The following is an 11,849-nucleotide window of genomic DNA, read 5'->3' as shown; positions in this document are numbered from 1 at the left end:
TTCAAATATGTCATTTTTGACTCATGGTTTTCCCATTATTGAGTCAGAGTTGACCCATATCCGGCTTTTTGCCGGCTGAATTTCTCCCTTCATATGATGGCAGCCGCTATCAGAGCTCCCTCTGAAACCATGCTGCCAAAATAGAAACGGAGAACCCCATGTTCAACTTCTTCAAGACGCGAGCCGACCTGCCGGTCATGGATGCCTCGCCCGATAAAATCCGCTCGATTTACCGCAAGTACCAGTGGCAGGTCTTCCTGGGGCTGGTACTGGGCTATGCCATGTTCTATGTCGTGCGCATGAGCCTCAACGTGGTCAAGAAACCCATGCTGGACTCCGGCGTGGTGACCCTGGAGGAGCTGGGGGTCATTGGCTCCGCCTTCCTGTTCACCTACGCCGTCGGCAAGTTCTCCAACGGCTTCCTTTCCGACTACGCCAACATAGGCCGCTTCATGTCGGTCTCGCTGGGGCTCTCGTCCATCTGCACCATCCTGATGGGCATGAACACCGCCACCTTCTTCCTGGTGCTGATGTGGGGCCTGAACGGCTGGTTCCAGTCCGTCGGTTCCGCCCCCTCCTGCGTCTCCATCTTCCAGTGGTTCTCCCCCAAGCAGCGGGGCTCGGTCTACTCGGTCTGGGGTGGCTCGCGCAACATAGGGGAAGGCATCTCCTGGATCCTGACCGCCACCATCGTCAGCTACTTCGGCTGGAAGGCCGGCTTCATCGGCGCCGGCATCGCCTCCCTGATCGCCGCCCTGTGCATGTATCTGGTGCTGAAAGATCGCCCGCAGACCTATGCCCTGCCGGAGCCGGCCGTCGCCTTTGGTGAAGCCCCCGAGATCGCCAAGAAGGTGGATCCGGCCGAAATCCGCCGCGCCCAGCTGTTCGTGCTCAAGCAGCCCGTAGTCTGGCTCATCGCCGCCGCCTGCGCCTGCATGTACATGTCCCGCTACGCCATGAGCTCCTGGGCCGTGCTCTACCTGCAGGAGCAGAAGGGCTACAGCCTGATCGACGCCGGTTTCGCCATGTCGGCCTACCCCATCGCCGGCTTCCTCGGCGCCATCCTGGCCGGGATCATCTCCGACAAGGTATTCAACGCCAACCGCCACATCCCCACCCTGCTGTACGGATTGGCCAACGTGGCCGGCATGTGCCTGATGTTTTGGGGCCCGCAGAGCCGCATGATGGATGCCGTCGCGCTGGCCCTGATCGGCTACGCCATCGGTGGTCTGGTGGTGTTCCTGGCCGGCCTGACCGCCTGCGACCTGATGCCCAAGACGGCGGTCGGTGCCGTGAAAGGCTTCATCGGCCTCTGCTCCTACATCGCCGCCTCCATCCAGGAGCTGGTCTCCGCGGCCCTCATCAAGACCAGCGAGATCGACGGCGTGACCCACTATGACTTCAGCAGTGCCCAGTACTTCTGGCTCGGAGCCTCCGTGGTCTCCATGCTGCTCGCCATGACGGTGTGGAACGCCAAAAAAGTCGTCAACTACTGATCCCCGTTCACCGGGACACGCCCAAAAACAATGCCAGTCAGTTGATGCTGACTGGCATTGGCAATCCGGGGTTACTTTCTTCGAAAGCGCTGGTTGTCGCCCCCATGGCACTGCCAGAGGATCAGGGGAGTGCCATTGGCACTGCCATCCTTGGATACATCCAGACAGAGGTGGCTGCTGCGGCTGACCAGCCGATCCCGCTCCCAGCGCCACTGCTGATTGCTGCCGCCATGACAATCCCAGGCGATCACCCTGGCCCCGGTGTCGCGATCGCCGCCGGCCACATCCAGGCACTTGCCGCCGACCTTCACCGCCTTGCCATCCAGACGAAAGCGCTGGTTCTCTCCGCCGTTGCAGTCCCAAAGCTGCAACTGGTTGCCATTGCGCACGCCACCGGCAATGTCGAGGCATTTGCCATTGGCTGCCAGCAACTGGCCCCCCGACTCTTCTCGCTTGCGGGCTTCCTTCTTCTCCTGCTTGTGGTCGTAGTAGGCGGCAGCACCTATGGCACCGATCACCACGGCCCCCAGCAGAAAATCCGAAGAGTCCAGACTCTGGCACCCTCCCAGCGAAAGCGAGAGACAGGCGGCAATCAAAGGAGATGGACGCATCACTCAATCCCCCCCGACCAGGAAGCTCTGATTGGCACCGCCATAGCATTCGGCCAAACGCAAGGGCGTATTCGGGGTATGACGCCGCCCCGCGACATCCAGACAACGGGAGGCCTTGTTGTTGAACAGCTTGTCCTCCCGCCACACCCACTGGGCATGACCATCGCAGGGAGCCAGGATCAGCTCATTGCCGCTTCTGGCCTGCAGGCATGTCTCCTGCATCTTCAGCTCTCCCAGCGCCCACTCAAACGACCTGGTGTCTTTGCCACCGCACACCTGGGTGACAGCCTGCTGCCCGGCGACCCCGACACAGAAGCCGTTGTAGGTCAGCAAGAGGGAGGAGGCAGACTCGCTCTGCGATTGAGAGACCATGGAGTTCATCACCTCATCCATCGGCGGCTTGAGGGTACAACCGCCCAGCAGCAGGGCGGCCATGACTGCGGGTCTGCAGGAGAAAATCGAGATTTTGTTATTCATAAAAAAGCCTGAAAGAGGTCTGTGACATCCGGTCACCAAGGACTCCAGCTGGCAGGATAACTGAAGGGGGGACAAGACTGCCCGGATAGAGTGTAAACAAACGTTACAGCGGCGCGGCAAGCCGGGATGATAGGCAAGGCAGAAAGCAAAAAACCCCGCCGAAGCGAGGTTTTTCAGAATGTGGTCGGTGATAAAGGATTCGAACCTTTGACCCTCTGGTCCCAAACCAGATGCGCTACCGGGCTGCGCTAATCACCGAGAATATTTTGATTCTACAAAAAACAAAGACGACCATGCGGTCATCCTCGTTATACAGCAAGTATGGTGCGAAGAGAGGGACTCGAACCCTCACACCCGGGGGGCACTAACACCTGAAGCTAGCGCGTCTACCAATTCCGCCACCTTCGCGTACCTGACAAGCTGTAAAATGGGGTGGCTGATGGGGCTCGAACCCACGACAACCGGAATCACAATCCGGGACTCTACCAACTGAGCTACAGCCACCACAGCTGTTTTCGTTCTTCAACTCGCCCGTTTAACCGGCGCACTTTTGATGGTGCGCCCGACAGGATTCGAACCTGTGACCTCTGCCTCCGGAGGGCAGCGCTCTATCCAGCTGAGCTACGGGCGCTACGCTGTCGAACGGGGCGCAATATTAATGATGAGGACCCACCTTGTCTACCCTTTTTTTATCAAGCCGAATCAACCGCTTGTTTTTCCATCGTTTCTGGCTTTTTTTAAGCGATTTTGTGTTATTCAGACCGGTTCCGGCCCCTCCCCGCTACTTTTGACCCCCACCATCTTGCTGACAGCGATGGGCAAAACTTGACTTGCCTCAAAGCCTCCCTAGAATGAATGAACGTTCATTCAGTCGTTGTGATCATCCAATCATGAACAAGAAAGAACGCATTTTCGATGCGGCTCATGAAGTACTCGGCGAACAGGGTTTCCACGGCCTCTCCATTGCCGTGGTGGCCAAAAAAGCCAGAGTGGCGGCAGGCACCATCTATCGCTATTTCAGCGACAAGGATGACCTGATCCGTCAACTCTATCGGCACACCATCCTCCAGTGTCATCCCCTGGTCATGGAAGGCGTGCAGACAGAGGAGGTATCGTTCGAACAATTTCGGCGGCTGTGGCTCAACATCCACGCCATCTTTGTCGACGAACCGAACGCGCTCAAATGCAAATTGCAGTATGAAACATCCCCGCTGGGAGCTGAGCTGGAGCAGGACCCGGTCATCCAGGCCGCCTGGGCCCCGCTGGATCGCTTCTACGAACGGGGGATAGAACAGGGCCTGTTTATCGACCTGCCCGTTCGGGTACTGCAGGTGCTGAGCCTGGACTGTGTGGCAAACCTGGCGTTGCAAAGCCAGGTGCACCAATTCGAACTGACGCAAGAGCAGCTGGAAGCCGTGATCCGGGCCAGCTGGCGAGCCATTTTGACCCCTTAAACATTGCACTCATATCTCAGGAGCGAGAGTTCATGAAAAAGTGGATGAGCATCATGTTGCTCATCGCGCTGGCCCTGTTCGGCAGCGTGATTGGCTTCAACCTGTTCAAGCAAAAGATGATAGCCAACTACATGGCCAACATGCCGGAGCCCGAGTTCCCGGTCACCACCCACAAGGTGGAGACCCGTGACTGGGTACCGACCATAGAGGCGATCGGCTTCATCGAACCCAATCAGGGGGTGACCCTGTCGACCGAGCAGTCCGGTACCATCGACAGCATCTCCTTCGAATCCGGCGCCACCGTCAAGCTGGACCAGCTGCTGCTGAGCCTGGACGCCAGCGTCGAGAAGGCCAACCTGCGCGCCTCCATGGCCAAGCTGCCGGCGGCCAAGGCCAAGTACGAACGCTACCAGAACCTGTTTACCAAGGGTTCCATCTCCCGCGACCAGCTGGATGATGCCGAGGCGACCTATCGTTCCCTCGAGGCCGACATCGAGAGCCTGAAATCGACCATCGCCCGCCGCGAAGTGCGCGCACCGTTTGCCGGCGTGGTCGGCCTGCGCAACGTCTTCCTCGGCCAGTACCTGCAGCCGGGCACCGACATAGTGCGGCTGGAAGACACCAGCGTGATGCGCCTGCGCTTCACAGTGCCGCAGACCGACATCTCCCGCATCAGCCTGAATCAGGAGATCCGGATCAACGTGGATGCCTACCCGAACCGCCAGTTCAAGGGTCACATCAGCGCCATCGAGCCGGCCGTCAACTACCAGAGCGGCCTGATCCAGGTGCAGGCGAACATCCCCAACAACGACGGCCTGCTGCGCTCCGGCATGTTTGCCCGCGCCAGCATCCTGCTGCCGGCCCAGAAGGACCAGATAGTGCTGCCGCAAACCGCCATCACCTTCACTCTGTACGGCGAGAACGTCTACCTGGTGAAGGAGCAGGACGGCGTGAAACGCGTCGAGCAGGTGGTGGTCAAGGTGAGCGAGCGCAAGGGCAACGATGCCCACGTGGTCTCCGGCATCAAGGCGGGTGACGAAGTGGTCATGTCCGGCCAGGTACGCCTGAGCAACGGCGCCAAGGTAAAAATCGTGCAGGACCAGGGTCTGAAGGTTCCTGACCAGGCTCCCATGCTGTAAAACGCGGAGAGACAGATGCGCTTTACCGACATATTCATCAAACGGCCCATCCTGGCCATCTCGATCAGCTTCCTGATCGCGTTGCTGGGTTTGCAGGCCGTGTTCAAGATGCAGGTGCGGGAATACCCCGAGATGACCAACACGGTCGTCACGGTCAGCACCAGCTATTACGGCGCGAGTGCCGACCTGATCCAGGGCTTCATCACCCAGCCACTGGAACAGGCCATCGCCCAGGCGGACAACATCGACTTCATGACGTCGTCCACCCAGCTCGGCAGCTCCACCATCACCGCTTACATGAAGCTCAACACCGATCCCAACGCTGCCCTGTCCGACATTCTGGCCAAGGTCAACTCGGTGCGATCCCAGCTGCCCAAGGAGTCGGAAGACCCCTCGGTCACCATGTCCACCGGCTCTACCACGGCGGTGCTCTACATCGGCTTCACCAGCCCAGAGCTCAACGCCAGCCAGATCACCGACTACCTGGAGCGGGTCATCAAACCCCAGCTCTTCACCGTCGGTGGCGTCTCCAAGGTCGACATGTACGGCGGTACCAAGTACGCCCTGCGGGTATGGCTGGATCCGGCCAAGATGGCGGCGTTCAACCTGACTGCCGCGGACGTGATGAACGTGCTCAACAGCAACAACTATCAGTCCGCCACCGGCCAGGCTACCGGCTACTTCACCCTCTACAACGGCAACGCCGAAACCCAGGTCAACACCACTGAGGAGCTCGAGCGCCTGGTGGTCTCCACCCGTGACGGCAAGGTGATCCGCCTGGCCGACATCGCCAAGGTGACCCTGGAGAAGAGCCACGACACTTATCGCGCCACCGCCAACGGCCGCGAGGCCGTGGTACTGGCCATCAACGCGGCGCCGACCGCCAACCCGATCAACATCGCCCACGACGTGCTGGCGATGCTGCCGAGCCTGAAGAGCAACATGCCGAGCACCATGGAGGCCAACGTCCTCTATGACTCCACCGTGGCCATCAACGAATCGATCCATGAGGTGATCAAGACCATCGCCGAGGCAGCCGCCATCGTGCTGGTGGTGATCACCCTGTTCCTCGGCTCGTTCCGCGCGGTCATCATCCCGATTATCACCATCCCGCTCAGTCTGATCGGCGTGGTGATGGTGATGCAGATGTTCGGCTTCTCCATCAACCTGATGACCCTGCTGGCCATGGTGCTGGCCATCGGCCTGGTGGTGGATGACGCCATCGTGGTGCTGGAGAACGTGGATCGTCACGTCAAGGAGGGGGAAGATCCGTTCCGTGCCGCCATCATAGGCACCCGCGAGATCGCCGTGCCGGTCATCGCCATGACGGTCACCCTGGCCGCCGTGTACGCACCGATCGCCCTGATGGGGGGCATCACCGGCTCCCTGTTCAAGGAGTTCGCGCTGACCCTGGCGGGCGCCGTGTTCGTCTCCGGCATCATAGCCCTGACTCTGTCGCCCATGATGTGCGCCAAGATGCTCAAGGCCAACGAGGAGCCGGGCAAGTTCGAAAGCACGGTACACCACCTGCTCGAGCGCATGACGGTCCGCTACGACGCCATGCTGCACGCCGTGATGCAAAAGCGCATCGTGGTGGTGCTGTTCGCCGTTATCGTGTTCGCCAGCCTGCCGATGCTGTTCAAGTTCATCCCGAGCGAGCTCGCACCGAACGAGGACAAGGGCGTCATGGCCGTGCTGGGGACCGCCCCCTCCAACGTCAACCTGGACTACATCCAGGGGACCATGGAGCAGGTGAACAAGGTGCTGGACTCCCAGCCGGAAGTGGCCTTCTCCCAGGTCTTCTCCGGGGTGTTCAACGCCAACCAGGCGTTCGGTATCGCCTCCATGGTGCCGTGGAGCCAGCGTGAAGCGAGCCAGAAAGAGGTGCTGGACCGGGTGGCCGGGCTGGTGAAAGACGTGCCCGGCATGTCCATCACCACCTTCCAGTTCCCGGAACTGCCAGGCGCCTCGAGCGGCCTGCCGGTACAGTTCGTCATCACCACGCCGAACAACTTCGAGAGCCTCTATCAGGTGGCCAGCGAGATCCTGACCGCAGCCCAGGGGAGCGGACGCTTCGTCTACTCCGAGCTGGACCTGCAGTACGACTCCGCCACCATGAAGATCAAGATCGACAAGGACAAGGCGGGTGCCTACGGCATCACCATGCAGGACATCGGCATCACCCTGGGCACCATGATGTCGGACGGTTACGTCAACCGCATCGACCTGGATGGCCGCTCCTACGAGGTGATCCCGCAAGTCGAGCGCAAATACCGCCTCAACCCCGAGTCGATCAAGGGCTACTACGTGCGGGCGGCCGATGGCAAATCCATCCCGCTCGGCAGCCTGATCAGCATCGAGGTGATCGGTGAGCCGCGCTCCCTGCCCCACTTCAACCAGCTCAACTCCGCCACCATAGGTGCCGTGCTGATGCCTGGCACCACCATGGGTGACGCCATCAACTGGCTCAACACCACGGCGGACGAGAAGCTGCCGCAGGGCTACCGTTACGACTTCATGGGCGAGGCCCGCCAGTTCGTGACCGAGGGCAGCGCCCTGTACGCCACCTTCGGTCTGGCGCTGGCCATCATCTTCCTGGTGCTGGCGATCCAGTTCGAATCGGCTCGTGACCCGCTGGTGATCATGGTCTCCGTGCCGCTGGCCATCAGCGGGGCACTGATCGCCCTGGCCTGGGGTGCCGCCACCATGAACATCTACTCCCAGGTGGGTCTGATCACCCTGGTCGGCCTGATTACCAAGCACGGCATCCTGATCTGTGAAGTGGCGAAGGAGGAGCAGCTGCTGCACGGCCGCAACCGGATAGAAGCCGTCATGACTGCCGCCAAGGTGCGGTTGCGCCCCATCCTGATGACCACGGCCGCCATGATCGCCGGTCTCATCCCGCTGCTTTATGCCACAGGGGCCGGGGCTGCCCAGCGCTTCAGCATCGGCATCGTGATCGTGGCCGGTCTGGCCATAGGTACCGTGTTCACCCTGTTCGTACTGCCGGTGATCTACACCTACCTGGCCTCCGAACACAAACCGCTGCCGGTATTTGATGAATCCATTCCGCCCAAGGCGAAAGGGAGTCATTAAAAACCTTTTTGAATCAACAAGGCCCCGTTTCGGGGCCTTGTTTTTATCACGCGAACGAAACACGACATAAGTGCATGAAGCAGTTAAACTAAATGGCAATATATCCAGACCGCAAGGACGCCATGTCAGGACTCTTCTCCAAGACCGCTAGGGCCGTCGGCCGTAACGGACTCTCATACCGCCTGCTCTCCTACATTCTGGTGTGCAGTACCGTATTGGCGATGATCATTACGGTGTTGCAGCTTGCCTGGGATTACCGCAAGGACGTGGCCGTCATCGAGGACAGCATCGGCCAGATCGAGGCCTCCTTCCTGCAGCCCATCGCCGCCAGCCTGTGGAACCTGGATGAAGAGCAGGTGAAGGTGCAGATCGAGGGCATAATGAACCTGCCCAACATGCAGTTCGTGATGGTGAAAGAGATGCTCGGCAACTCGGAAGTGCCGCTGCTGACCCAGGGGGTGGAACGGGAAAGCTACGACATCTCCCGCGAGTTCAACCTCACCTATCAGGGCGAGGTGGTGGGCAAGCTGTTCGTCGCCGCTTCGCTGGAGCAGATCTACCAGCGCCTCATCGAAAAATCCGTGCTGATCATGGTCAGCCAGACCATCAAGACCCTGGTGGTCTCGTTTTGCATCCTGATCATCATTTATTACCTGGTGGTGCGTCACCTCAATCGCATCGCCCACTACGCCCAGAAGTTGAATCTGGACCGGCTCACCACCGAGCTGACCCTGGAGGGGCGCCCCCTGCCCCGCAAGAAACCCGACGAGCTCGACACCCTGGTCGCCACCCTCAACCAGATGCGCACCCGGCTGCTCGACGAATTTGCGGCGCGCCATCAGGCCGCCGAACAGCTGCAGCAGGAGCGGGACTTCTCCGCCACCCTGATCAACTCCGCCAACATGGTCATCTGCTGCATGGAGCCGGACCTCAACATCGCCAGCATCAACCCGGCGGCCATCCTGCTGACCGGCTACCACCAGCAGGAGATACTGCAGCACAACTGGCTGGATCTGTTCGTCAGCAAGGAGCAGCGCGACCAGCTGGCGGCCACCCTGGCCGATCACGGCTCCATCGAGGACAAAGAGGTCATGATGCATGACCAGCAGGGCCACGAGCTGGTGCTGCAATGGACCTTCGCCCCCTTCTACGAAGGGCCCAACCTCAAATACCTGATCGGCTTCGGCTACGACATCACCCGCCTCAAGAAGGTGGAGCGGGAGATCATCCAGCTCAACGAACAGCTTGAGGGCAAGGTGGTGGAGCGTACCCGCAGCCTGAGCGATGCCAACGACCAGCTGGGCAAGGCCTACGACGATCTGAAACAGGCCCAGCAGACCCTGGTGGAGTCGGAGAAGATGGCCTCCCTCGGTTCCCTGGTGGCCGGCGTGGCCCACGAGATCAACACCCCCATCGGCATCAGCGTGACCGCCTCCTCCTACCTGCAGGAGCGGGTGGCCGACTTCAAGCAGCACATCGACTCCAAGCAGCTGTCGCGCTCCTATCTCACCGAATTCACCGTCAATCTGGATGAATCCATGCAGCTGCTGCAGGGCAACCTGCGCCGCGCCTCCGAGCTCATCGCCAGCTTCAAGCAGGTGGCGGTGGACCAGTCGTCCGAGGCGCGCTACAACTTCAGCCTCGCCGACAACCTGCATCAGGTGGTGGTCTCCCTCGGTCACAAGCTGAAGAAGGCCCAGTGCGAGGTGGATATCCAGTGCGATCCCAAGCTGTCGATCTTCTCCTTCCCAGGCAGCTTCACCCAGATCTACTCAAACCTGATCCTCAACTCCATCAACCACGGCTTCGACAACTGGGACAAGCCCAAGAAGATCACCATCAAGGTAGAGCAACAGGGTGAAGAGCTGCTGATCGACTACAGCGACAACGGCCGCGGCATCCCGCCCGAGATACTGCCGCGCATCTTCGATCCCTTCGTCACCTCCAAGCGGGGCCAGGGCGGCAGCGGGCTCGGCACCCACATCATCTACAACCTGGTGGTGCAGCTGCTGCGTGGTCGCATCAACTGCATCAGCGAACCGGAGCAAGGCGCCCAGTTCCATATTCGCCTGCCGATCCAACATAACTGAGTGCTGGCTCTTGTGAGCCAGCCGCTTTATCCCCATCATGCTGTGATTGCATTCTTAATGAGCGGAGAACCTCGCAATGGCACAGCATTTTGACTATATCGCCATCGGCGGCGGCAGCGGCGGCATCGCCTCGGCCAACCGGGCTGCCATGTACGGCAAGAAAGTCGCCCTGATTGAAGCCAAAGAACTGGGTGGTACCTGCGTCAACGTCGGTTGTGTACCGAAAAAAGCCATGTGGTATGCCGGCCAGATCGCCGATGCCCTGAAATATGGCGCCGACTACGGCTTCGACACCACTCTCAACCACTTCAACTGGGCCAAGCTGGTCGAGTCCCGCCAGGCCTATATCGGCCGCATTCATCAGTCCTACCAGAACGTGCTGGGCAAGAACCAGATCACCGTCATCAAGGGCTTCGCCCGCTTCGTCAGCAGCAACACCATCGAGGTGAATGGCGAGCAGTACAGCGCCGATCACATACTGATCGCCACCGGCGGCCGCCCCGAAGTGCCGGCCATTCCGGGTGCCGAACTGGGCATCGACTCCGACGGCTTCTTCGAGTTGCAAGAACAACCCAAACGGGTTGCCGTGGTGGGTGCCGGTTATATCGCGGTGGAGATCGCCGGCGTGATGCAGGCGCTCGGCTCCGAGACCCACCTGGTGGTGCGCAAGCACGCGCCGCTGCGCAACTTCGACCCCATGATCCACGAGACTCTGGTGGAGATCATGGCGCAGGAAGGACCCAAGCTGCACACCCACGCCATTCCGAAGGCGGTGGTCAAGAACGCCGACGAGAGCCTGACCCTGCAGCTGGAAGATGGTCGCCACCTCACCGTCGACTGCCTGATCTGGGCCATCGGCCGTGTCCCGGCCACCGACAACCTCAACCTGGCCGCCACCGGTATCACGCTCGACGAGAAGGGCTTTATCCCGACCGACAAGTTCCAGAATACTGCCATCGCCAACCTCTATGCCGTCGGTGACAACACCGGCCGCATCCAGCTCACCCCGGTGGCCGTTGCGGCGGGCCGTCGTCTCTCCGAGCGGCTGTTCAACAACAAGCCGAACGAGCACCTCAACTACGATCTGGTGCCGACCGTGGTGTTCAGCCACCCGCCCATCGGCACCATAGGGCTGACCGAGCCGGAAGCCGTCGCCGAATACGGTGAAGATCAGGTCAAGGTCTACCGCAGCCAGTTCACCGCCATGTACTCGGCGCTGACCCAGCATCGCCAGCCCACCCGGATGAAGCTGGTCTGCGTCGGGCCGGAAGAGAAGGTGGTCGGCCTGCACGGCATCGGCTTCGCCATGGACGAGATCCTGCAGGGCTTCGGCGTCGCCATGAAGATGGGTGCCACCAAGGCGGACTTCGACAACTGCGTTGCCATCCATCCGACCAGTGCGGAAGAGTTTGTCACCATGCGCTGAGGGAGCTAGGGCATAGAGGTCAAACCGGCCACTGCGTTCCCACTCCCCATCCCACCAGCG

The 11,849-nt window shown here is 60.4% G+C and carries 8 protein-coding genes and 4 tRNA genes; 6 read left to right on the top strand and 6 right to left on the bottom strand.

The annotated features are described in order from the left end of the window. The first annotated feature begins 158 nt into the window (after positions 1–158). Positions 159–1,496 (top strand): MFS transporter, encoded by a 1,338-nt coding sequence (locus I6L38_RS19505; protein ID WP_005307086.1) that lies wholly within the window; start codon positions 159–161, stop codon positions 1,494–1,496. Positions 1,497–1,567: 71 nt separating this feature from the next. Here the strand turns inward: I6L38_RS19505 and I6L38_RS19500 are convergent, their stop codons facing one another. From I6L38_RS19500 to I6L38_RS19475, 6 genes are all read right to left on the bottom strand, one after another. Further along, complete coding sequence (locus I6L38_RS19500) at positions 1,568–2,107, bottom strand: lectin (protein ID WP_005307089.1); 540 nt, start codon at positions 2,105–2,107, stop codon at positions 1,568–1,570. Positions 2,108–2,110: 3 nt separating this feature from the next. After that, positions 2,111–2,584: a ricin-type beta-trefoil lectin domain protein gene (locus I6L38_RS19495; protein WP_302055689.1), complete on the bottom strand. Its 474-nt coding sequence runs from the start codon at positions 2,582–2,584 to the stop codon at positions 2,111–2,113. A 181-nt stretch (positions 2,585–2,765) separates the two neighbouring features. After that, positions 2,766–2,842 (bottom strand) — tRNA-Pro (locus I6L38_RS19490). A 64-nt stretch (positions 2,843–2,906) separates the two neighbouring features. Next, positions 2,907–2,992, bottom strand: a tRNA-Leu gene (locus I6L38_RS19485). A gap of 20 nt (positions 2,993–3,012) precedes the next feature. Further along, positions 3,013–3,088, bottom strand: a tRNA-His gene (locus I6L38_RS19480). 50 nt (positions 3,089–3,138) lie between these two features. Then, positions 3,139–3,215, bottom strand: a tRNA-Arg gene (locus tag I6L38_RS19475). Between the two features lie 259 nt (positions 3,216–3,474). Between I6L38_RS19475 and I6L38_RS19470 the strand changes: the two genes are divergently transcribed. The 5 genes from I6L38_RS19470 (at position 3,475) to gorA (ending at position 11,789) form a co-directional block, all read left to right on the top strand. Next, on the top strand, positions 3,475–4,038 hold the full coding sequence (locus I6L38_RS19470) for a TetR/AcrR family transcriptional regulator (protein WP_019839352.1): 564 nt from the start codon (positions 3,475–3,477) through the stop codon (positions 4,036–4,038). Between the two features lie 32 nt (positions 4,039–4,070). Further along, entirely contained in the window at positions 4,071–5,177 is a 1,107-nt protein-coding gene (locus tag I6L38_RS19465) for an efflux RND transporter periplasmic adaptor subunit (RefSeq protein WP_005307097.1), read from the top strand. A 15-nt stretch (positions 5,178–5,192) separates the two neighbouring features. Then, a complete protein-coding gene (locus I6L38_RS19460; protein ID WP_010635626.1) occupies positions 5,193–8,273 on the top strand; it encodes a multidrug efflux RND transporter permease subunit in 3,081 nt (1,026 codons plus the stop codon). A 122-nt stretch (positions 8,274–8,395) separates the two neighbouring features. Next, entirely contained in the window at positions 8,396–10,363 is a 1,968-nt protein-coding gene (locus I6L38_RS19455; RefSeq protein WP_216988846.1) for an ATP-binding protein, read from the top strand. Positions 10,364–10,439: 76 nt separating this feature from the next. After that, positions 10,440–11,789 carry a glutathione-disulfide reductase gene (gene gorA / locus I6L38_RS19450; RefSeq protein ID WP_216988845.1) on the top strand — a complete coding sequence of 450 codons (1,350 nt, stop codon included), beginning with the start codon at positions 10,440–10,442 and terminating at the stop codon, positions 11,787–11,789. Positions 11,790–11,849: the final 60 nt, after the last annotated feature.

It is taken from the genome of Aeromonas sp. FDAARGOS 1408, from assembly GCF_019048665.1.
Lineage (GTDB): Bacteria > Pseudomonadota > Gammaproteobacteria > Enterobacterales > Aeromonadaceae > Aeromonas > Aeromonas dhakensis.
The sequence above is the reverse complement of the archived record's forward strand: the minus strand, read 5'-3'. Positions and strand labels throughout refer to the sequence as shown.

What these genes read in the sequence shown, in the direction of transcription:
- I6L38_RS19505 (WP_005307086.1), top strand. Translation starts at nt 159, where the DNA reads ATGTTCAACTTCTTCAAGACGCGAGCCGACCTGCCGGTCATGGATGCC.
- I6L38_RS19465 (WP_005307097.1), top strand. Translation starts at nt 4,071, where the DNA reads ATGAAAAAGTGGATGAGCATCATGTTGCTCATCGCGCTGGCCCTGTTC.
- I6L38_RS19495 (WP_302055689.1), bottom strand. Translation starts at nt 2,584, where the DNA reads ATGAATAACAAAATCTCGATTTTCTCCTGCAGACCCGCAGTCATGGCC.
- I6L38_RS19470 (WP_019839352.1), top strand. Translation starts at nt 3,475, where the DNA reads ATGAACAAGAAAGAACGCATTTTCGATGCGGCTCATGAAGTACTCGGC.
- I6L38_RS19460 (WP_010635626.1), top strand. Translation starts at nt 5,193, where the DNA reads ATGCGCTTTACCGACATATTCATCAAACGGCCCATCCTGGCCATCTCG.
- I6L38_RS19455 (WP_216988846.1), top strand. Translation starts at nt 8,396, where the DNA reads ATGTCAGGACTCTTCTCCAAGACCGCTAGGGCCGTCGGCCGTAACGGA.
- I6L38_RS19500 (WP_005307089.1), bottom strand. Translation starts at nt 2,107, where the DNA reads ATGCGTCCATCTCCTTTGATTGCCGCCTGTCTCTCGCTTTCGCTGGGA.
- gorA (WP_216988845.1), top strand. Translation starts at nt 10,440, where the DNA reads ATGGCACAGCATTTTGACTATATCGCCATCGGCGGCGGCAGCGGCGGC.